Origin of the sequence: Rhizobium brockwellii (assembly GCF_000769405.2) — a bacterium.
Classification (GTDB): domain Bacteria; phylum Pseudomonadota; class Alphaproteobacteria; order Rhizobiales; family Rhizobiaceae; genus Rhizobium; species Rhizobium brockwellii.
Genome location: NZ_CP053439.1, coordinates 2950000 through 2970596, shown reverse-complemented (window position 1 = coordinate 2970596; position 20597 = coordinate 2950000). Strand labels below are relative to the sequence as shown.

Here is a 20597-nt window from a genome sequence, read left to right as displayed (position 1 = left end):
CGTTCGATGCGACCGCTGCAAAATCACCGCCCGGCGTCCTTCGCTCGTCGAGCGAAGGGATTGATAACTAAATGCTTTCGTCGAGTCCGGGCGGATTTACCCAAGAAGGGGGTGCGATGTCGGCCGTGCGGAGGCAAAAATGGTGGGCCCGGAGGGCTAACCACTAATCCAGAAGATCAATGAGTTAGCGGAAAGTAGGACCAGAAATTTCTCCGCCCGCTTCTTATGTTTTTCTGCGCCATGGTCCCACCGAAAGGGCAGGGCAGAACATCCAATCACAGACTTAACCACCTGCCGGGCACGCTGGCGGGCGCGCCGTTGTGCGCGTGAAGGAGAGACATGGAAATCCTTGAATTCAGACCGATCGATGAGCCGAGTGGTGGTCATAGAGCCATCGCCGTTTTCGATCTCGCGCTCACCGATGAATGCCGCTTGTACGGCTTGCGGCTGCTTCGAATGCGCGATGGTCGCTTGCTGACTTTTGCACCGCAATCCGGGCCTCGGCGGGTGGCGACATTTGCCAGCAGCCTCGCCGCCAAAATCACCCGACTTGCAACTGACCAATACGAGGCAATGACCGCCGATGACCGCACCGCAGCCTAAGCCAGACCCGCGACCGCATCGCGCCGCGTTTTATCAGGTCAACGAACTGGCCCATAAGTTGAGCGGCGACGTTGTTCTTGTTCCCGACGCCAGCGACCTAACCGGAATAACGCGCGAAGACCTGATCAAGCTCTCGCACTGGGCAAGCAAGGATGACGAAGGCGAACATCTGCTTACGCCTGACAATATCGATCGGCTTGCGGTCCTCACCGATGGGTTTTTTCGATTTTTCGACGAGGGAATTGATGCCAGTGTGGTTACGCTCTGGCGCGGCGGAACTCCCATTGTCCAGCAGATCGACGGCGAGCCGTGCGAAGCGGCCGTGGATCTGGTAACGGATGCCATTACCGCTATGAAGCCGTTGCAGGAGAAATGGCGCGGCCTGCCGCCGCTTGAAGCCGAGATTGAGATCCTGGCGTATCGCAAAGGATTCGTGGCCGGCCATCGCCCGAAGTGGCTTGAGCGGATGGCGCGCGCCAATCTCGCCGAGCGCGATGTTGATCCTGCAGCTAGCGATGAGCCAAAGGGCGAACCGGTGGCGGCAAACGACAACGCGCCGCAGCATGACGAGCGGCTTGTTCCTTACCTGGCCGCCTTCGCCGCCAAGGATGCCTTCATAAGCGGCAGCACATTGTTCGGCGTCGTCGTCGGTGGTCTCACTGGCAAAATCCAGATTCTCGCAGATGGTCGGGCCTTGTTCACGAGTCGGTTGGGCAGCAAGTTCGTTGAACTGCCAGTAAAACCAAAGCGGCTCGTCGCCAGTCCGTTTCGACTGAAAGACCCTGCCTCGATTCCGGAACGCGAATGGCTTCATGCCAGACACTACATCCGTCGTTATCTCTCGATCACCGTCGGCGCCGGCGGCGGTGGTAAGTCGGCGCATGCCATATCGGAAGCTCTATCGATGGTAACGGGCCGCCCGCTGCTTGATGGACAGGCGGGCCTAGGCGCTCCTCTCCGTGTTTGGTACGTGAATGCTGAGGATCCACAGGATGAAATCGACCGCCGTTTTGTCGCTGCTGCAAAGCACTTCAACGTCACCGAAGAAAGCATCGCCGATCGCCTTTTCACCGACTCCGGACGTGATCAGGAGTTTGTAATCATGCGACAGGTAGGGCGCGACTTCAAAGTCTGCGAGCCGATGGTAAATGATATGCTTGCCACCATCCGTGAAAACGCGATCGACATTGTTCTCGTCGACCCATTCGTCTCGACCCATGAGGTTCCTGAGAATGACAACAACCTCATGCAGCGTGTTGCTAAGGCGTGGCGTCAAGTAGCCGATGAGGGCAACTGCAGCGTCGAGCTCATCCACCATGTCACCAAGGGCAACTTCGAAGTGACGGCCGACTCTGCTCGTGGCGGTGGCGCCCTGAAAGACGCTGCGCGGTCGGTGCGAACCATCAATGGGATGACGAAGGAGGAGGGCGAGAAAGCCGGCCTCGACGATCACCACGGGTTCTTCCGCGTAGACTTCGGCAAGACCAACATGACCGCGGCATCATCGAGCAGTCAGTGGCGCAGGTTCGTATCCGTGCCGCTTGGGAACGGCAAAGGCCTGGTGAAGACGGGCGATGAGATCGGCGTGGTTGAGCCTTGGCGCTGGCCGGCCAAGTCGGAAGCAACCGCGTTTGTGTCCGCTGAAGAACTGGAAGCCATCAAGCGCAAAATAGACGGCGGTGATTGCCGAGACAATATCCAGTCGTCGCAGTGGGCCGGCTTCAAGGTTGCTGAAGCTCTGCGGATGAACATGGCCATTCCCGCCGAGAAGAAGGAAGTCCGGCGAATGCTCGACGCGTGGAAACAGCAGGGGCATTTCACCATCGAACAGCGTCCAGATTACAAAGGGATTGAGCGGCCATGCCTCGTTCCAGTCTTCCACACCTCAGATTTGTGAGGTGTGGAAGAGGTGTAGAAGGTGTGGAGATTCCCCATTCCACACCACCCACACCCCCGCCTTTATGGTGGGGTGGGGTGGTGGTGTGGAAGAAATTTAGCAAAGTGGTGGTGTGGAAACTTTTTGATGTACCAGATTAAAATGCAACTAAACGACATCGCAGATAGAAATTGCGACGAAGGCCGGCATGGGGGGTAGCGAGAACGCCATAATCTACAGAGGGGCCGCGAAGGCTGCAGTTAGCGTGCCATCCAATGTATCCGCCAAGGATCCGCTTCGTGGCCATGGGACATGTCCGGGGCATAGGGGAAATTCGATGGTTCCTCCTCCAAAACCTTCCAGACATAGTCCGGCACCAGCATCGGACACTTGTCGATGTCGAAGCTCTGTCCTCTGACACCCGCGTATCTGATATATCCGCGTGCGAGTAGTGTCGCCGCATAGCCGCCGTCATGATCCGCTGTGAAAGTCTTTATACGATGGTGCCGGAGATATCCGAAGATCTGCCGTTCTTTACCAGAGAGATACGGCACCTGATCACGAAACTCCTTCTCCAGCTTCCTGATGTTCTGGCGCACTGCCAGAGATGCGAAATACGCCTTTCCTTTCACTTGGACGCTCTGACCGATAGCTGCGACCGTCAGCGCAATTGAAAGAAACAAGATAATCCAGGCGGCGAGCAGAAGCGATGACCCTAGCTCTGGTAGCACGCCTGTGGAACTCAGGTATATGAACAGCGCATCGGCCGCGGCTATTGACCCGGTTTGCCATCCGCTTGTTTTTAAGAACTCTAACGCCTTGCCAAGATAGGCTTCCATCAGACACTCCGCCGCTGATACGAAAAACGGCGGGAGCGATCCCGCCGTCGCCTCTCTCGATCACTTGCCGTGCTTAGTAGGATCCACCAAGCGATAGCCAGAGCCAGGCTTTGGTGTGGGCGGGAGAGGCTCGCCGCGAACGACTGTCCTTTCCGGTCCGGCACCGCCACGCGGTCCGATGATCTGATACTGTCCAGAGCGAGGTGCTTCTACGCCTGGACGAAGAGGAGGTTGCTTGCTCATTTTTCAATGGCCTTTTCTCCCAGCTTGAAAGAAAGACCCAAGGGCGCTAGATACGGAGTTGCTAAGACTACCGCTTCGGGCGCACGGTTTGCTTCACGGCAAGCTGGGCGTCCGCGGCAAACACACAAAGGCGTGGCCGAATCATTTCGGCCACGCCTTTTCTGTCGCACGAGTCGCGCGGTTAACGCAATAGTTACTTTTGGGGGAAACTCTCTATGATCGCATTTATACCCAAGTGATTCACGATGTCAACATGACCACGACGTCAAATTGGAATTTTTTTCTGAGCCGGACGAGACCGACATCGCTAGAACCCCTTAGAAATTGGGTCTTGTATTGGAATAATATTTCGCTAGCGAATCGGCGCGTTCCCGTCACGACACCCCCTTTAGGCATCTCCGCGACGCTCTCTACGACGCGTAGCGGCGAGCTCCAGTCTCTTCGGGGCGGTATAGAGCCGTTCCAGCAGGGTGTATGTGAAATCTCTCAAGTCAAGCGCTTCGTTCTGCGTAAGGGTCCCGTCGTGAGCCCCATCGTTGCCATCCTCCTTGATGCATTCTGCGAGTTCTTGCAGGTCGGTCGGCAGCTTTCCGTTCTGGAAGAGCCACTCGAGCCGGAAGCCAAGAGATCGTCTTATTTTTGCTACCGGCGGCTCGCCCTCAGGAGGCAAGAGGGACTTTGTCGCCATATCGATGACGAGTCTAAACATGGCGCCAGCTGCATTCCAGCACTGCACGGAGACGCAAGTCGCCCCCTCCCTATAGACAGCCTCTAGCTCCTCCGGAACGTGCTCTGGAGGGGGATCGGTATCCTCGTCTTTCAGGCTGACGTGTCCCCTTACCTTGAAGTGATCATTGATATAGCCGGTGTACTTGACAACGCCTGACATAACGTCACGCCATGCCGCCTCTGACCCGGCGGTTTTATTGTCTACCACGAATATAGTTGGCCTATGGCAATGGCGACAAACTGCGAAGATTTCGAATCTCTCTTCCCAAACAGATTCGACAATGCCACGCGACTTTTGGGCCTCAACATCGAACGTTACGTGCTTCGCCCGGCAGCGCGGGCAATCTGAATTGAGTAGGGACAAATCTGTTTCCTCGAATCTGTTTGAGAAGCTTGACAGAAGACTGTCGCAGCGAAAACTGCCGCCGTGAGTTACTAACACCCTGAGGGGTGCCTCAGATCGCTCTCCGACGGCTCCAGCCGGACCGGAGCCCTCCCTCATCGTTAGTGCAAATACAGGAATTTACACGCGCGCGATCACGCGTAACGCGCGCGCGAGAAAACATTAAGCTTTTTGGCGTGCCGGAGGGGGTACGTCGGCGATCTATATCGGTTCCGCCAAGGACCGGTCTGGCAGCAAATTTTTCGTATCCCCAAAATTCGCAATCGTCGCCGATGCACAAGTCAGTCATTATGTCAATGGCGTGATTGACAAATTTGTATATTTACAGCACCATCACATTCATCGGCCCATAACGGCCAGCCGCCCCAATGACGAGATCCGCGCAAAGCGGACGGCAACGCAAACTTCATAGGAACTGTATCGATGAAATCTTCAACGCGGCTCATCGAGCCGGCGCAGTCGTTCGCCTATATCGCGGCAAACGACAACTTTCAGCACACCCAGCGCGCGCCCGTGATGGCTCGAGCAAAATCCGGCAGATTGTTTCCATCGCCAGAAGAAAATCTTCTAGCCGTCCAAACACTCAACCGGATCGATGCAATTCTTGCCTCGGCGGAATCCGACGTCGGCTATGCTAGGGCAGAAGAAGGCCAATACTCCCGTCCGTCTGCCGCTGATGAAGGGGACTACATCGGCGGCCCGGCCATTGTTGAGGTTTCAGGCCGATCAGCCGGTAAAATCCTAGAAGACTTCACCAACGGCACGGTCCGGTGTTTCGATCCGCATCCCTTGAGTTTGCCGTGCGCTCCGGAGCGAGAAGTCGCGGAGTTGCGTGAACACGGTCGTTTCCGCTTCAACGATGTTGGTGTCATTTGCGGCTATCGGCTGAACCGCGAGTACCACGGGAGTGACCAGGATACGTGGGTCAAGCCGTCCCATCCGAAGCACCCCGATAATGTTTCCACGCCGCGCGATCGCAAGGCGCGAGACCCCAGAGGCCAGAAGCCCGGAAAGACGGCGGCAACAGATATCGTCACGCCAGCGAACGACAATTTCGACGCTCGTAGTTGCTTAGCATGGATCAAAGCGCGGATGGCGCCAGAGCACTACGAAGCCGTCTATGACGCCACGGCCGGCATGGGCTTCCTACATATAGGCACATCAGGCGGCTTTTCGGGAAAGCAGGCCGAGGCCGTGGGCAAAGACCGCTTGTTGTGTGGCCTTCGGCAAGCGGCTCGCTTGCTCATCGACTGGGACACCGCAGACTAGGTGCACCCAAAGTGGCCATACCGAATCTAACTTATGAGAGGTTTGCTTCGGCGCCTTTAATTTTGCCGATCACTTTGCAGTTCGCGTGACCGGCCTTTTCTTTCGAAAATCCTGCGCTGCCGGCTGCCCCGGTATCGGCGCGGTTGATCGAGCGCCCGCAGAGCCACCCGCTCTGCGGGCGCTTCCGCTTTCATAAAACCTCACACAATAAGGAATCAAAGATGGCTTTGCCTTCATTCACTGTGACCTGCGGCTACGCAGGATCTAGCGCCGCGCGATATGCGTCTCACTCCCTCCTCGGCAAGCTCGTCTGGCAGGAAGCGCCATCGACTGGCGTTGCCTCCACCAACTCTGCGCCTGACATTAATGACGCCTCTGGCGCCGCCATCTTCCGCGCCCGCGCATCGGCCGACTCCTGGCTGTCGTATGGGAAGTCCGCCAACTCCGCTGGCTCTATCCGTGTGCCTATCCCGGCCAACACCGACGTGGACGTCTATCCGGAGCCCGGCGACAAGTTCATGTGGCAGGCCGCGTAACATGGCGACGCTCCGGCAAACGTGTGAGGCGCTGGACGAAATCCTTCGTCTACCGCCATCCGCAGCACGGGGGCACGCACAGCGGCTACGGCAGGCAGGATACCTGCCTGCAGTACAGGGACTGCCCACCCAAATCAGCGGCGAACACATCGCCGCCATCCTGATTGCAATTGCCGTCGGCTCGCCCCTCATCGAGGATTACTTCAACCTTCGGCCAGGCACCGGCGGGCCGACCTTCGGAAAGATGCTTGCCGGCTTCGTCGACAAGCCTAATGATTTGCTCGAGATCACGATAGACACACTGGCGCCCGGTGCTTCCGCAACCTTTCGTGGCCCAGATCACGGCGTGGCTGCTCTCACCTTCTACTCGCCATTGCCCAAGCCGAGGCCGGCATTCGATCGAGATGTCAGGCTTGGGCCGGATATATTCATTCGCCTTCATGCCGCCATCGCAGCAGCACCAGAAGTCCGCGCCGGCCGCCCCCGGCTGCGCGATCGATACACAAGGACATAAGCATGCAAAAATCAGCGCCGGCAAAACCGGCAACCCGCGTACGCAGCCTGGCGGAGGCAGATCCGACCTATGCGGCCGCGAAAGAGCTTGTCACCCGCCTCAAGGCCTCCGCCGGGAAATTGGATGCTGAAGAATCGGAACTACTGCATCGGCTCGGGCATAGGCCAGCCGTTGCCGAAAAAACAGGTAGAGTCGCCAAGCTCCTCGGCGATGCGCAACCCGATGATGATGAAGCGCCCGACGGTGTCAGCGCGCGTTTGAAGGCCATCGCCGGCGAGCGGGTTGACTTGCGTGCGGCCGTCAATATCGCACACGATCGGCTAGCAAAGGCCCGCTTCGGTGCCTCAAAGGCCATTTGTGATGAAGTTCGTGGCGAATACACGGCGCGGGTAAAGGCGCTTGCTGCCGCCTTACTGGCCGCCCATGAGGAGCACGAGGCTCTCCTGTCGCTGACGAACGAGCTGTCGGCCCAGGATGTGGCCTGGACCGGACACCTGCTGCCGATGCAAGCACACGGCATTTTTGGCCACGAGGGCGGCAAGCTCTCGATCTGGCTTCATGAAGCGGCGCTTGCTGGTTTCATCGCCAAAGCTAAAATTCCAAAGGAGCTGCATCGATGAGGAAGGGATTGGTTGAGGCAAACGATCGGCGCGAATTCGTCGGCAAGGAAAAGCGCGCGGTCGTTGTCAACGGCAAGACTGAGATCCTGCCGGGCGATCCCTTCGAGATAGCCAAGATCCTCGCCGAGCGTCGGTCAAAAACACCGGCCGCCAAGGCAAAGGCTCGTATGGCGGCCGAGGCGAAGAAGCGCGGCCTGTAATGTGGTTTACCGAATCGGGTCGCCCTCCAGTGCCGGGCAGTCGCACCGTCTCGGGCTATGCGTTGCGGTGGGACGTTCCATCTGCTGTTCGCCCTGGCTTCGACGAGGTCTTCCGACCGCACTCTCTTATCATCCCGCATGTAACGCCGGCATGGGTAAACCACGACGCCTTACAGCAGGTCGCTACTACCGAAGACGGGACATTCCGCATCCGGTGCGACGACACCGGACTATGGGTGGAGCTCGACTGCCCGCACACAGATGTGGGCGATCGGTTGCTCCATGGGTCTCGCTTTGGCGAGTTTACCGGCTGGTCGATCTCGTTCCGAGCCACTGAAGAAACGTGGGATCGATCAGGAGCGCGGCCGTTGCGGATCGTGGCGCGGGCCAACCTAATCGAGGTGTCGATCGCGGACCGCGGCGCGCATGTAACGAGTCTCGGCGTGCTCTCGAGGATGAAACCGGTGGCTGCCGATGGGTGGCCACTATAGCATTGATATTGCACAGAAATATAGAAAAGTTATGAGGGCTAACCTCGTGTCCAGCCCCGAAAAATCAGGATTTATACCCTGCATATCGATGCATCATCGAGGTGTGACATATCGGCAACACCAAGGGAGGGGCGGGTCGGGTCTCCGGGTCTGCCCCATCTCCCGTACCGCCCGTCCCCATTCGTGCACAGCGAGCATGCCCCGGTTCAAAAAATATTTCGGCAGGACTGAATGCCCTACCGCTCAATGGTTCCAGGCGCTTCCGCCCCTCCAAAAACAGGTGAAATTCGATGGCAAAATCGGCGAAAGCGCCTGCGCATTTGCGTCCCACAACGCAGAAATGGTGGCGCTCCATTCTCGCTAACTTCGATCTCGAGGAGCATCACTTGAGGCTCCTGCAGCTAGCCGCCGAAGCTTGGGACCAGGCTCAAGGCGCACGAGAGGTGCTGGAACATAACGGCCAGACGTTCACAGACCGTTTCGGCCAACCGAAAGAGAGACCTGAAGTCGGCATCATGCAGAACGCGCGCATCGCCTTTGCTCGCCTGCTGCGCGAGCTCGCCCTAGACGGCGTGGATGGTCCAGACGCGCCACGTTCGCCGCGGACGGCCGATTACGGATCGAGGCGCTGATGCCAGTTCGACGCAAAGCAAATAAACGTCGTTCGACGGAAGGGCTCGAACAGTGGTTTTTCGTTTTCTCCAGCGGCCACGATTTCTTCGACGAACTGGCCGAGCTCGGAATCGAGACAGATGCCTACCATTGCCCATCGCTGGAGGACGCTGAACCAGCCTGGCGGCGACTTGGTGACGCCTTTCTGGAAATACCGCGCCACCCCGAGCAAGGCGAGCCGTGGGCGTTGAAAGAGTTTGGACCGCCAACAAAACGGCGCGGCAAGCGGCGTCGTTAGTCAACTCCAGGCGGAAGGCTATCAAGAGCGAGGGTGGCTTTGGGCGTTAGCTGCTGCGTCAAGCATTCTGGCGATATATTCGAGACGATCACACGCGTCGTCGACCCGGCGTCGCGCCCGATCGCTATCGCCATTTCGGGCTGAAGATCGGGCATCGGCCAACTCACCTTCGATGACGTACCTAATCTCGTTAGCGGCTGTTTTCGGTTCCATGTGATCTCACATCTGTTTGGCAGACCGCTCAGCGCGCTTTTGCGCAGCTAACTCTTCGAGGCTCTCCTCAGTTTTGGTTGAGTCGTAGCCAACAGGCAATGTGACCACGTCTCCAATACTGAACACAATCAATAGCTCGGCGATCTGGTTTCGCCCTGGCATCGTGTAGTGGGAAAAGTCGCCGAATGAGAGCCTGCCGTCGCGTCTCTCCCAGACGCTAACCACCTCCAGCGACTCCATATGGATGCCATAGTGGATGCGGACGTACTCTTCCTTGTATGCCTTGGTCCCTTTTTTCGGTGGCAAGTGAATCGCTCCTCATCAATTCGCGCCAGAGTGGCATGACGGGGGGCGGTCGTCAATTTCCACCAAACCCGATGGGACCAGCGTGGGTCGCTTCTTCGGAATAACCTCGAATTGGAAATTTCATCCTATGCCAAACATCGACCTTGCCACCGCCAAGGTGCGACTGGCCGCAGCTCTTATGACGACGCAGATCTGAGCGACCTGTCGCTGTTCGCCGTTTAACCAAAGGAAAATCAACAATGACCAAGACCAACGCCAACGCAGGCGACCCAAAACCCGCGCCCGAAGCTGAAGACGAAACAAACCCGCCGCCCGCCGATGCGTCAGAAGACGCCGGCGGCATCCCGTTCGACGACGGGACTACGTTCAGCGACGGCACGGGCTGGGCATAGCGCCCGCACCTCATCACCTCAATCACAGTTTCACAGCCGCCTTCGAGCGGCTTTTTTATTGGAGAATTCAATGCCGCTAACTGCTAGGCAGGTCTGGCGCGACTTCGTTTCGGACGGCATTCCGGCGTCGGGAAACCACAAGCCATCAAAGCCAGATGTTCGAGCTTGGGGCACCAATATCGACAACTTCATCGGCTCAATTGGTGTCGTCAATAGCCTGATTTTCTCGACGAAGGCGCTTCTGCTTGCCGACGTAGCGCACGATGACAACACCATGGCGTGGGTGGTTAGCGATCTGGTTGCCGACAATAATGGCATTTACCAGAAATCTGGCGCCTCTGGCCTAGGCACGTGGGCACGCGTCGCCGATCTGCCATACCCGTTCATTCCCGCATCGAACGTCGGCGCCGGCACGCCTAACGCTCTCCAAGCCACGACTGACATTCCAATCTCGGAAACGGCGCTTGTCTGGCTGCCGATCTTTGCAACGAACACGGCGTCCCCGGTCACGGTCGCATTCAATGGCAGCTCGCCACTCACCGTCAAAACGAATCCGGGCAACGACGTTGTCGTCGGCGGACTTCCTGCCGGAATGATCGTGCTCGGCCGCCAGCAGGGCAGCGAGTTCCGGTTGATCAGCGACCAGGCGTCGTCTGCGATCGTTGCGGCGGCCGAGGCGGCCGCAGACCTTGCCGCCGACTATGCGGCCTTGGCGCTCAACAATCAGGTGTTGAACCAATTCGCCGGCAATGGATCGCAAACCGTTTTTGCACTCTCCGTGGATCCCGGTTCCAAGAACAACACGCTGGTCGTCATCGACGGTGTCGTGCAGCTTAAATCGTCCTACTCGATCTCGGGCACGACTTTGACTTTCAGCGAAGCGCCTCCCGGCGATGGCATCGAGAACAATATCGAAGTCAGCTTCGGCGGGAAGATCGATATTGGCACGCCTGGAAGCGAAACCGTTGACGCCGACAAAATCAAAGCGACTGACATTGTTGCAATCCGCACAAAGCTGAGCGTTTACTCCAAGGCGGAAGTGGATTCCGCGGTCGCGGTGTCGTCTGGCGTCGCCGGCCGACTCTATGGCTTAGGGGGCGCGCAAGACGCTGGCGATCTCAACAACGACATGACTTTCCAGCCTGGCGAAGCGGCAAGCGCAGGCGCGTCGCCTGTCATCATGGTCCTCGCATCCGCCATCACAAAGCGATCGGACGCCGCCTGGGCCGTTGGTAGTGGCAATGGCGGCATGGATACAGGAACCAAGCCGACAAGTGCTTGGCTTTATTGGTATCTCATTAAGCGGCCCGACACAGGCGTTGTGGACGTATGTTGCTCCGCCAGTGCATCGGCTCCGACGATCGGTGGAAACATCCCGGCCGCGTACACGAAATACCGGCGAATCCGGAGCACCAAGACCGATGGCAGCGGAAACATCCTTGCGGACTCGCAGGACGGTGACGAGGTGCTGTGGCAGACGGCCGTAAAAGAGAACGGCGGAGCCGCTTACAGCACCGGAACAACCGCTGCCTTGGTGACGCTGGCCGGCGTGCCTTCCGCATTCAAGGTTCGCGCCATCCTCAATGCCGCGTTCACATCCGGCACGGACACTGTCGGTGCCTTCATTAGCTCGCCAGACGAGGGTGACCAGGCTTTAGGCGTCGGCAATTCCCTGTTCAACGTCACCAACATGCAGAACGCCAGCGAAAACGCGTCGGCCGGCCTTGAGGTGCGAACCAACGCATCAGGCCAGGTTCGCCATAAGGCCGGCGCGGCAGGCAGCCTCTATCTCGCTACGCGCGGATATATCGATCGACGCGGAAGGATTTGAATATGGCACTTACAAAAATTCCCGCAGTCATGATCGATGGCAACGTTGGCTCTGGCGGTGGCGGCACACGGCTTTCCGTGTCCGTCGACGCCTTCCCCGAGACCGACATTGCCACGTCGACGCTATACTATGGCGAAGCAACGGTTGACATCTCGGCGGCAGAGGCCGGCAAGAACTACGACGTTTTTGTTTCGCCTGGCGGCGTGCTCGTAATTGGGCCAGCGTGGACGAACTCCGTGACTCGCGCCATGGCAATCGTCGAGGTAGACGGCCGGTTCGTCAATGCCGATGCGATCGGCTCGCTCGCCGCGGAAGCTGGCGAATTGGTCGGCGGCTTCCGATGCCATGCAGCCGGCCAGACGAGAAGCACGCTTCAATCGCGGTTGGTATGGAGCTTGGGCGGTGCGGTGATCATGCCGGTCTCCCGTACGGATCCTACGGATAGTTGGTCATACTCCGCTGCTGCATGGCGGCAGGCGAATGGCAGCGCGCTCAACCAAATTGAGGTCTTCAACGGCGTTTCCGGAAGAATGGTTCGCGTCGAAGCGAGCGGCTACATGATCAACGGGACCGGTACAGTGGTTGCCGGTTTTACGGGTATCGGCATCGACAGCTCGTCAGCCGACAGCTCTCAGGTAAAGCGGCCAGGCGCGGCAAGCAATGTGTTCCCGATCCTGCCCTCGGCGGCCAGTTACAGCGGCTATCTCGGTCTCGGATATCATGAGCTTCGGTGGCTCGAGCGCGGCACTGGCGGCAGTCAGACATGGTATGGTGACGGGGGGCAGGCAAACGGATATCAGACCGGCATTCTCGGCTCGGTGGTGATCTGAATGGCTATGATTTTTGGCGGCGCCGGCCTGGCGCTCAACAACTTCCTGAGCCCGAGCGCTTATTATATATATCCGGCCGGCGATGTGATCACTGGAGCAGATCCGGTTCTGGATCTGACTGGACGCATTGAGGTTGCCCGAGGAGACATCGGCCCGCGAACCGCGGTCATCGTCGTTATTGGCCAATCCTTGAGCGTCAACGAGGTGCCCACGCCTTACGTTCCAGTCAATACGAACATCGATCAGCTCAATATCTATGACGGAAAGCTCTACCGGGCCAAGGATCCGTTGCTGGGCATCAATGTCAGCGGGGGTCTGGTTACGGACTTGCGGGGAACGTGGATGTTGCGCATGGCCGACAAGCTCGTCGACGCGGGGCACTTCGATCGCGTGATCCTAGTGCCAATGGCTGTCGGCAACACGCGAGCCGATCAATGGGCGAGTGAGGCGACGGCGCCGTTTCTCTTCAACAAAATCAATGTTGTTGGCTTGCGGCTGCGCGACGCTGGCCTGCCGTGCACGGCAATCATGTGGGGGCAAGGAGAGTCGGATACGTCAGCGGGCACCTCGCAAGCGTCGTATACCGCTTCGCTCAACAAGATCATCGCCGAGTTCAATCACGCGATCCCGAATTGTCCGATCTTGGTCGCGCAGGAAACGTACTATTACGGCGCGACAAGTGCGGCCGTCCTGGCTGCGCAGGCGAGTGTCGTGAACAACACGACGGTTTTTGCTGGCGAGAATGTCGACTCGATCGGATCCGGCGGCCGATACGATAATACCCACCTGAACGAGACCGGCGCCGACACGCGCGCTACGCTGGCAGTTGCGGCGCTTATGGCTGCACTGGCGAGTTAAAGGGTGGGCTTCGGCCCGCTCGCTTCACGGTTTTGATCGCGCGGACGTTCGTCCACATCGAATTCGGTCTAGACCGATATTTGTCGTTGATTGGAAGGTTTGCTTGTAGCACTGTTGTCTTGGCTGTCGGCGAGACCAGCATTCGCGCTGATCTCGCCCCGAGGAGCCACCTAGCGCGGGAGAATACGGTTTGCCTGCAAGCTGATGCCGTATTCCCCGTTGCCAGGATCTTGAGTGAGACAGCATCACAGCCCAAAATCAAGCGGCAGCGATGGTCCGTCCAAGCTAAATCCCGGTTTTCCCCCAAATGCTCACAGAAAACCGAACCACTGCCGTAATTTACCGGTCCAGGTGCTCTCGCATCCATTTTTCGTATGGGTCGTCCGGCTACCTGCTTACCGGGCCATGATTACGTCAACGTTTTGACCGTTCGACACGGCGATGGCCTGCATTAAATCTCCGCCTTGCCTATAATCTCCAGCCATCCAAGTGACACCCGTAACGACCAAGTATGATCCGTCGGAAATGCCTGAAAATGAGAACCTTCCTTCGCCGTTGGCCTGAGAGACCTTGGAATACTGAACAAGGCGCCTATCGCCGTTCGTCAGTTGCGCGTTTCCAGAGGTGAGCCCGCCATATGAGGCGATTTCACGGACGTAGCTGGTATTTGGAAGTAAATAGACCGGGCTTCCGGCAGCGTAGACAACGATGCCATCGTTGCGCCGCATAAAAGCTTGGCCTGAAACAACCGCCTTCCCGGGCTTGGAGGCGAACTCATGTTCGGCTGGGTTGAATTGAGTTTTCACGGTAACGCTCTGGACGCAGCCAGCTAAAATCGCGGCAATGACTACCGCAAGAAATTTCGTAAATTGCATGAGAGCCCCCTCAACCCATTCATGTTTCATCGATTTGTGGTTGTGGTCAAGAGTGGCGTTGCCGGTCAGGTTTGGTTGTCACCAGGCTTCTTGGCCGGACGAGGCTTCAACACCTTCTTCTGCGGCTTTTTAGCTTTGGGCGTTGCCGGTGGTTTTGGCGCAGGCTTCTTTTTGGCAGTCAATTTTCGCAATGTTTCCGCCAAGCGCTCGTCTTTCTCAGCCCGCTCCTGATCATCGATATCGGCCCAGAATTGCGTGTCCTCGGCCCAAGCTTTTACAACGCCCTCGAGTTGTGGGGCAGATTCGATATTACGGACGATGACACACCAGCCATTATCCGCGTCCGGACTGTCGATGAAATAGCGCCGCTGGACGCTATAAAACGTGTAGATGTCATTTAATCCCCACCTGGCTAAGGTATCGCCGACGTTCGGAACCGTTCCGGCGAAATAGTCTTCGTCGACGCCAAGAATGGGCTCCAAGTTGCCGTCTGGCTGCATCTCGAAAAGGCGGACGCCAAAACCGCGATTGCCCATTGCCTACTGCCGATCGCGTAGACGGACGCCAGGTCCATGTCCGTTCTGATCGATAAAGATGATGCCGGCCTCGATGAGGGCAGCACAGACCGCGGCGATATTATTCTTCATCCCACCTTCATCGGCTTCGATCCTTCGTAACGTGGGAGCCGATATGTTCGCCGCCTTTGCTAACTCGACTTGGCCGATGGCCAGGAGCGCGCGGGCCGCAGCGATTTGCCGACCGGTGACGTGAGTAAATTCGCTCATAATGATAAATATCGCTTGACGCGCCCTCTATTGGTGGTATTAGTTATCACTATGAGCGAAATTAATCAACGAGGAGCATCCAAATGAACCTTCACGTCGCCACCGCCGACAGAACCTTATTGCCACGCGGCCTCATAAAGAGACCACGCTCCGCGGCCGAACTCCGCATCGTCGACGCCTGCCGCAGATTGGTTGAGGCATCGAACGAAGCGCATGACGATGCAACGGGCATTGAACTCGCCGGCGAAGTTGATGTGCTCAGAGGCCGCATCGCGAATATGATGCCGTCGACTGCAGAGCTCGCGATCCTCCAATTGGCCATGGCCGTCGGCGAGCTCGATCGCTTTGATGCAGGCTGGATTGCTGACGAGCAGGGGAAGGATGCCCTGCGCGAGATCCAAAAGCTTGCGACATCGGTGCTCGGATTCGTTGAGCGCGAGACTGGCGTGATGAGAGAAGATATCGGCGCCGAGTACTTCGCCGGCTTCCGCGTAGAAAACTGAGGGAGGTCGAGATGATGAACGTCTCCGTCCTCGCGACGCCAGCTAATATCGCAAGCGGCGCTTGGCAGCCGCCGGCAGTCTTGCCGCCCCGCGTGAGGGTGAAGAGGTTTAAGTTTCGGCTCGGCGCTCGCGTCGTGTTTGGCGGCATGCACGCGACCGTAGTCGGCCGCGACGCTTCGTGGTGTGGCCGCCAGCTATACCGCATCCATATTACCGGGGAATCGTACGGCAGGCCATTTCGCCTTGTCGCTGCACCATGGCTGGAACGTGATGAAGACCGGTGTCAAACGCGAACTGCTGCTTAAGATCTTCCAGAAGCAGGACGGGAAGTGCTGCTATTGTGATCGGCCTATGGTCATCATGCCACGTGGCTGTCGTCAAAACCGACCGGACGCCGCGACGATTGAGCATCTTTTGACCGGCCGAGTTCATGGCTGGACTAAGTGGGACAACATCGCCGTAGCCTGCAGTGAGTGCAATGGAATGCGCGGATCCGGCATGGATTGGTTGACGTTCAAAACCTACCGCCGCGGCGAGTTCTGGGAGCTCATAGGCGGCGGCAAAGATTTCTAATTCGGCCCGCCCTGGCCGATACGCGCTCGACCGCAGTCGCCGCATGATGCGGTCGAGCGCTCAGGAATACCTATGGCCGGCGCGATCACCACCCGCGACCACACCAGCGGCGCGCCGGCTGGTTCTATTGCAATATTTGTAAATCGGTCGCTGACTGGTTCCCAGACTTGACCACGAGGGTGTGTTTTACACTTCACTCTACGTCCGACTACCAACGGAGGACCGATGCCCGCTGCAGCCAACGACAACCGCTTGCCCTATGGCATGATCCCACGCGGTCTTTCGCGCGTGGCCGCTGCGGCTTATGTCGGCATCGGCGCAACTCTGTTCGATCATATGGTGGGGCAGGGTGCCATGCCCTGTCCGCGAAAAGCCGGCGGCCGCATTCTATGGGATCGTTGCGAATTGGATGAGGCATTTGAGGCGCTCCCTCGCGACGACACGCGCCACCCGCCGCCGACAGGGGAAAACCCTTGGGACGATGTCGGGGTCGCATGAAGCTCCATTTGCGCGGCATCATCGAGGACACAGACCGGCACGGCAACATCAGGCTGTACTACCGCATCAAAGGCAAGAAGAAGGTCCGGCTTCGTGAGAAGCCGGGTACAGCCGCGTTTCTTCGCGAGTATGAGTGCGCCGAAAAGGGCATACCTTATGGCGACTCTCCCGTCGTTTCCGATTCGACAAAGCCTGTTGTAGCGCGGTCCTTCCGTTGGCTCTGCCAGCAGCATTTCAAGCGCGCGGCGAACTCGGTCACGGTCGATACTATGAGCCGCCGACGGCGTATTCTCGAGGAAATTTGCGTTAAGCACGGCGACAAGCCTTTTGAGCTTCTAGAGCGAAAGCATGTCACGGCGATACGCGATACGAGGATCGACAGCCCAGGCGCGGCCAACAACATCGTAAAGGCCATCAGTGCGCTGTTTGCTTGGGCAATTGAGGTCGGGGAGGCGAAGACAAACCCCTGCAACGGCATCAAACGCCTCAAATCAGGCGACGGGTTCCATACGTGGACGCTCGAGGAGATCGAGCAGTACGAAGCCAAACACGCCCCTGGCACGACCGCGCGGCGAGCTCTCGCCGTTTTCATGTTCACTGGCCTCCGGCTATCTGACGCCGCCATTCTCGGCCGGCAACATCTCAACGATGGTTGGATTCGCATTCGGCCTGGCAAGACCCGAAAGTCGAGCGGGGTAGAGGTCAACGTGCCAATCCTACCCGACCTCGCCGAGGAACTGGATCGGGTGCCCGTCGGTCAACTTACCTTTCTTGTCACCGAGTACGGCAAGCCTTTTTCGGATAAGGGCCTGGGGAACAAGATGCGCCAATGGTGCGACGAAGCCGGGCTGTTTCACTGCTCGGCGCATGGCCTTCGAAAGGCGGGCGCTTCGATCGCCGCAGAGAACGGCGCAACGTCTGACCAACTCAAGGCAATTTTTGGATGGACGACGAGCCAGCAGGCCGATCTCTACACACGCGCTGCTCGTCGAAAGAAGCTGGCCGGAGACGCCACAAAGCTCCTTTTGCCGGATCGGAACGAGAACAAAAGTGTCCCACCTGGAGAGTCCACTGTTGAGAAGTGGGACATAGAAGCCAAAGAAATGGAGGAAAAACAGGAGCTTGCAAAATTGAATGGTGGGCCCGGAGGGACTCGAACCCCCAACCAAGCGGTTATGAGCCGCCGGCTCTAACCATTGAGCTACAGGCCCTTGGCGCCGGTAACGGCACCGTGATGCCGGGGCAATGGTTCCCGCAGCACGGGTTTCGCTCTAACGCAAATCCGCGGGAGCCACAAGCGGGGAGCGCAAGCATCTGTGGACGATGCATATTTCGTAGGCAGCCACTGGAACCTTCTCGCGCGGGCCACACTTATCAAGTCACATTCCGCATGAAAAGGGCGATCGCAGATGGTGGCTTTTAACAGTGCCGTGGTGCTCATCGTGGAGGACGAGCCGCTGATCCGGTTCAATATCCTCGATGTGCTGGAGGAGGTTGGCCATGTGGCGCTGGAGGCGGCGAACGCCGACGAGGCTCTGGTGGTGCTGAAGGGCAGGCAGGATGTCGATATCCTGTTCACCGACGTCAATATGGCGGGTTCGATGGACGGTCTCCAGCTTGCCAATCGGGTGCGGGCGATGCGGCCGAACATCGGCATCATCATCACCTCGGGCATGGTGCGGCTCGATCCGATGACTCTGCCCGCCAATACCGCCTTCCTGCCGAAGCCCTACATGCACGACGCGCTGATTTCGACGATCAATTCCCTGATGACGTAACGGCAATGCCCTGCGAGATGACAGGGGCGCGCAGCCGCAAAACGGGGACTGTTTTTGCGGCTGCGCGCGAGGCGCCGGGAGACATGCTCGTCTTCAGGCGGGGCGGAGGGGAACCACACCCTCAGCTGAAGCTGCTCCTCAGCGCCTCGTTCTCATGATGGGCCTTCTTCTCGTAGATCGTGAACAGCGCCATCGAGAGGAGATAGGAGAGGAAGGGATCCCCTATCTGCGTGGCGATGTCGCGGGATGCGAGAACATGGCGCTCCAGCGCACCGATATCCTTCTGAATTGCGGTCTGCGTGGCGGTTTCAGCGACGCGGTTCATGCTGCCATCTCCAGGAATTGGGTCACGACCGAGCGGGCCGGCACGTGCCTGACATAAAGGGGTAGGGTGAGGCCGAGGGCGGCGCGCATCTTGCGCAGCACCCGGTCCGATACTTCGAAGGCGCCGCAGCAGACGGGGTATTTGCCGTAACCGTCTGCGCGGCCGAGTTCTTCCACTTCGGCGCCGGCGCGCTTGTAGACGCGCTTGAGGTAGGGCTCGTAGTTGGAAATCATCGTATGGATGCCGTGATCGAGCGCGCATTCGCAAAGCGCAAGCAGCATCATGGAGAAGGCGCGGCCGGCGTCGACATTGGAGAAATCCTTGGCGATCGCCTCCTCGTCGATGCACATGCGCGTGCCTTCCCAGATGCCGGGGGCGATAAGATTGGCGGCATCGGGAAACGTCTCACGGAAGACGTCGTAGAGAAGGGTCGGGCCTGTCGTCGGCATCAGGCGCATGCCGCCATAGAGGCGGGTGCGGCTGTCGTTGCACCAGACGAGATAGGCGGGGGCGAGCGAATCGTAGCTGTCACGTTCGTAGGGGCCGATGACAGGAACGTCCCAGCCGAGCGTATCGGCGAAGACCTTCTTGCGCAGGCGAAACATCTGGTCGAGTACGGCAGCGTATTTCTGATACTCATGTGCCTGAATGATAACGAACATTTTGCCCTCCAGCGTTTTCAAGTTCGTGGAAAGCAGAATGGTTCAGGCGGGCCGGTTCGGAAATTCCCTCAGATGGGCCCCCTCAGATGAGGGGGGCAGAGCATGTCGCGCAAAAGTGTGCAGCGGTTTTGCGATAACGACATGCGCCAACGCCCTGACGCAAACCTGCTCCGGCAGAATGCTTCAACCTAACCCGGAAAGGCTTTAGGGATTGATGATACGCAATTGCACGGCCCGGGAGGCGGCGGCCGAGATCGTCGCACAGCCGAGCTTGAAGCGGGCAGTCTTCAGATAATCGCGCGTCGTGTGCTCCGATATGCCGAGGATGACCGAAATATCCTTGTAGTCCTTGCCCAGCGCCGTCCAATGCAGACACTCGATTTCGCGCGGCGACAATGACGGCACCGGATCGTTTTCGCCATGCAGCTCGTAGACGGCCTTGCGGTGGATGAGATGGGCGATCTCGATCCATTCGTTGCGGCAGCGGCGGACGAGTTCGGTCCATTCCTCGGCCGGGATGCGGGCATTCAGCGACAAGAGCGCACGGCGTTGCGCCTTGTCGGCGACGGGAATGGAGTAGCCGTTGCCGCCGATGCCGTGCTTCTGGGCATCGACCAGCATGGCATAGGCCTCGGGCGTCGGCTCGACCTCGCTCCAGTCGAAGGGCAGCTGGCGTTCGAAGCCCTGTTTGACGATCGGATCGACCTTCACATAGCTGTTCAAGAGGTAGCGAGAGACCCAGGCATCCGGATAGGTGGTGCGCACGAAGGGCGAATCGATCTTGCTCGCGATGGTCTGGGCGAGATGGTAGGTGACGAAATCGAGGCCATATTCGGCCTGGAGAATGCGGATCGCGGCATCGACATTGGCCGCGGCCTTGATCTGTTCGAAAGCGGACTCGAACTTTTCGCTGTATGTAGTCTCAATCATTTCCA

At 58.3% G+C, this 20597-nt stretch carries 26 protein-coding genes, 1 tRNA gene and 1 pseudogene; 19 read left to right on the top strand and 9 right to left on the bottom strand.

Annotated features, from left to right (window positions below; genetic code table 11):
- Window positions 1–339 precede the first annotated feature (339 nt).
- Together RLCC275e_RS14855 and RLCC275e_RS14850 are read left to right on the top strand one after the other, a co-directional pair.
- On the top strand, window positions 340–603 hold the full coding sequence (locus RLCC275e_RS14855) for a hypothetical protein (RefSeq protein WP_033180282.1): 264 nt from the start codon (window positions 340–342) through the stop codon (window positions 601–603).
- On the top strand, window positions 584–2500 hold the full coding sequence (locus tag RLCC275e_RS14850) for an AAA family ATPase (protein ID WP_050516796.1): 1917 nt from the start codon (window positions 584–586) through the stop codon (window positions 2498–2500). Before RLCC275e_RS14855 ends, RLCC275e_RS14850 begins: the two co-directional genes overlap by 20 nt.
- Window positions 2501–2739: 239 nt before the next feature.
- Here the strand turns inward: RLCC275e_RS14850 and RLCC275e_RS14845 are convergent, their stop codons facing one another.
- Window positions 2740–3318, bottom strand: coding sequence for a hypothetical protein (locus RLCC275e_RS14845; protein ID WP_033180283.1), 579 nt, complete (start codon window positions 3316–3318; stop codon window positions 2740–2742).
- A 631-nt stretch (window positions 3319–3949) separates the two neighbouring features.
- Window positions 3950–4654, bottom strand: coding sequence for a DUF4145 domain-containing protein (locus RLCC275e_RS14840; protein WP_033180284.1), 705 nt, complete (start codon window positions 4652–4654; stop codon window positions 3950–3952).
- Window positions 4655–5116: 462 nt separating this feature from the next.
- On the opposite strand from RLCC275e_RS14840, the gene RLCC275e_RS14835 reads away from it, so the two are divergent.
- The 8 genes from RLCC275e_RS14835 to RLCC275e_RS14800 all read left to right on the top strand — a co-directional run bounded on the left by RLCC275e_RS14835 (window position 5117) and on the right by RLCC275e_RS14800 (window position 9233).
- A complete protein-coding gene (locus tag RLCC275e_RS14835) occupies window positions 5117–5962 on the top strand; it encodes a hypothetical protein (protein ID WP_033180285.1) in 846 nt (281 codons plus the stop codon).
- Window positions 5963–6183: 221 nt separating this feature from the next.
- On the top strand, window positions 6184–6498 hold the full coding sequence (locus RLCC275e_RS14830; RefSeq protein ID WP_033180286.1) for a hypothetical protein: 315 nt from the start codon (window positions 6184–6186) through the stop codon (window positions 6496–6498).
- A 1-nt stretch (window position 6499) separates the two neighbouring features.
- Window positions 6500–7012 (top strand): hypothetical protein, encoded by a 513-nt coding sequence (locus RLCC275e_RS14825; protein ID WP_130741718.1) that lies wholly within the window; start codon window positions 6500–6502, stop codon window positions 7010–7012.
- Window positions 7013–7014: 2 nt separating this feature from the next.
- Window positions 7015–7632 (top strand): hypothetical protein, encoded by a 618-nt coding sequence (locus RLCC275e_RS14820; RefSeq protein ID WP_033180287.1) that lies wholly within the window; start codon window positions 7015–7017, stop codon window positions 7630–7632.
- Complete coding sequence (locus RLCC275e_RS14815) at window positions 7629–7832, top strand: hypothetical protein (protein WP_130741717.1); 204 nt, start codon at window positions 7629–7631, stop codon at window positions 7830–7832. Before RLCC275e_RS14820 ends, RLCC275e_RS14815 begins: the two co-directional genes overlap by 4 nt.
- Window positions 7832–8323, top strand: a complete 492-nt coding sequence (locus tag RLCC275e_RS34670) for an HK97 family phage prohead protease (RefSeq protein WP_033180289.1) — start codon at window positions 7832–7834, stop codon at window positions 8321–8323. Before RLCC275e_RS14815 ends, RLCC275e_RS34670 begins: the two co-directional genes overlap by 1 nt.
- Before the next feature lie 290 nt (window positions 8324–8613).
- Window positions 8614–8955, top strand: a complete 342-nt coding sequence (locus RLCC275e_RS14805) for a P27 family phage terminase small subunit (RefSeq protein WP_033180290.1) — start codon at window positions 8614–8616, stop codon at window positions 8953–8955.
- On the top strand, window positions 8955–9233 hold the full coding sequence (locus tag RLCC275e_RS14800) for a hypothetical protein (protein ID WP_082229723.1): 279 nt from the start codon (window positions 8955–8957) through the stop codon (window positions 9231–9233). Before RLCC275e_RS14805 ends, RLCC275e_RS14800 begins: the two co-directional genes overlap by 1 nt.
- A 219-nt stretch (window positions 9234–9452) precedes the next feature.
- Here the strand turns inward: RLCC275e_RS14800 and RLCC275e_RS14795 are convergent, their stop codons facing one another.
- Complete coding sequence (locus RLCC275e_RS14795; RefSeq protein WP_033180292.1) at window positions 9453–9752, bottom strand: hypothetical protein; 300 nt, start codon at window positions 9750–9752, stop codon at window positions 9453–9455.
- Window positions 9753–9991: 239 nt separating this feature from the next.
- On the opposite strand from RLCC275e_RS14795, the gene RLCC275e_RS14790 reads away from it, so the two are divergent.
- The 4 genes from RLCC275e_RS14790 to RLCC275e_RS14775 all read left to right on the top strand — a co-directional run bounded on the left by RLCC275e_RS14790 (window position 9992) and on the right by RLCC275e_RS14775 (window position 13663).
- Window positions 9992–10144 (top strand): hypothetical protein, encoded by a 153-nt coding sequence (locus RLCC275e_RS14790; RefSeq protein WP_165419565.1) that lies wholly within the window; start codon window positions 9992–9994, stop codon window positions 10142–10144.
- Window positions 10145–10214: 70 nt separating this feature from the next.
- The gene (locus tag RLCC275e_RS14785) at window positions 10215–11975 is read left to right on the top strand and encodes a hypothetical protein (RefSeq protein ID WP_033180293.1); all 1761 of its coding nucleotides are present in this window, start codon (window positions 10215–10217) and stop codon (window positions 11973–11975) included.
- Window positions 11976–11977: 2 nt separating this feature from the next.
- On the top strand, window positions 11978–12805 hold the full coding sequence (locus RLCC275e_RS14780) for a hypothetical protein (RefSeq protein WP_033180294.1): 828 nt from the start codon (window positions 11978–11980) through the stop codon (window positions 12803–12805).
- Window positions 12806–13663 (top strand): sialate O-acetylesterase, encoded by an 858-nt coding sequence (locus RLCC275e_RS14775; protein WP_033180295.1) that lies wholly within the window; start codon window positions 12806–12808, stop codon window positions 13661–13663.
- Between the two features lie 395 nt (window positions 13664–14058).
- On the opposite strand, the gene RLCC275e_RS14770 is transcribed toward RLCC275e_RS14775, so the two are convergent.
- Together RLCC275e_RS14770 and RLCC275e_RS14765 are read right to left on the bottom strand one after the other, a co-directional pair.
- Entirely contained in the window at window positions 14059–14538 is a 480-nt protein-coding gene (locus RLCC275e_RS14770) for a hypothetical protein (protein ID WP_033182974.1), read from the bottom strand.
- Window positions 14539–14603: 65 nt separating this feature from the next.
- Window positions 14604–15074 carry a hypothetical protein gene (locus RLCC275e_RS14765; protein WP_033182973.1) on the bottom strand — a complete coding sequence of 157 codons (471 nt, stop codon included), beginning with the start codon at window positions 15072–15074 and terminating at the stop codon, window positions 14604–14606.
- A 332-nt stretch (window positions 15075–15406) separates the two neighbouring features.
- Here RLCC275e_RS14765 and RLCC275e_RS14755 point away from each other — a divergent pair, with 332 nt between their 5' ends.
- From RLCC275e_RS14755 to RLCC275e_RS34665, 4 genes and pseudogenes are all read left to right on the top strand, one after another.
- Entirely contained in the window at window positions 15407–15826 is a 420-nt protein-coding gene (locus tag RLCC275e_RS14755) for a hypothetical protein (RefSeq protein WP_033182971.1), read from the top strand.
- A 243-nt stretch (window positions 15827–16069) separates the two neighbouring features.
- Window positions 16070–16399: an HNH endonuclease gene (locus RLCC275e_RS14750; RefSeq protein WP_130741714.1), complete on the top strand. Its 330-nt coding sequence runs from the start codon at window positions 16070–16072 to the stop codon at window positions 16397–16399.
- A 225-nt stretch (window positions 16400–16624) separates the two neighbouring features.
- The gene (locus RLCC275e_RS14745; RefSeq protein WP_033182969.1) at window positions 16625–16897 is read left to right on the top strand and encodes a hypothetical protein; all 273 of its coding nucleotides are present in this window, start codon (window positions 16625–16627) and stop codon (window positions 16895–16897) included.
- Window positions 16894–17823: pseudogene (locus RLCC275e_RS34665) on the top strand (tyrosine-type recombinase/integrase); the annotation flags it as partial. The gene RLCC275e_RS14745 and the pseudogene RLCC275e_RS34665, both read left to right, overlap by 4 nt.
- Before the next feature lie 209 nt (window positions 17824–18032).
- Here RLCC275e_RS34665 and RLCC275e_RS14735 read toward each other — a convergent pair.
- Window positions 18033–18108: transfer RNA gene (locus RLCC275e_RS14735), tRNA-Ile, on the bottom strand.
- 198 nt (window positions 18109–18306) lie between these two features.
- Between RLCC275e_RS14735 and RLCC275e_RS14730 the strand changes: the two genes are divergently transcribed.
- On the top strand, window positions 18307–18675 hold the full coding sequence (locus RLCC275e_RS14730; RefSeq protein ID WP_130669045.1) for a response regulator: 369 nt from the start codon (window positions 18307–18309) through the stop codon (window positions 18673–18675).
- 121 nt (window positions 18676–18796) lie between these two features.
- Here RLCC275e_RS14730 and RLCC275e_RS14725 read toward each other — a convergent pair whose 3' ends face one another.
- The 3 genes from RLCC275e_RS14725 to RLCC275e_RS14715 form a co-directional block, all read right to left on the bottom strand.
- Window positions 18797–19000, bottom strand: a complete 204-nt coding sequence (locus RLCC275e_RS14725) for a hypothetical protein (RefSeq protein ID WP_033181005.1) — start codon at window positions 18998–19000, stop codon at window positions 18797–18799.
- On the bottom strand, window positions 18997–19662 hold the full coding sequence (locus RLCC275e_RS14720; RefSeq protein WP_003541559.1) for an acyl-homoserine-lactone synthase: 666 nt from the start codon (window positions 19660–19662) through the stop codon (window positions 18997–18999). Before RLCC275e_RS14720 ends, RLCC275e_RS14725 begins: the two co-directional genes overlap by 4 nt.
- Window positions 19663–19866: 204 nt before the next feature.
- On the bottom strand, window positions 19867–20592 hold the full coding sequence (locus RLCC275e_RS14715) for a LuxR family transcriptional regulator (RefSeq protein WP_033181004.1): 726 nt from the start codon (window positions 20590–20592) through the stop codon (window positions 19867–19869).
- Between the last annotated feature and the right edge of the window lie 5 nt (window positions 20593–20597).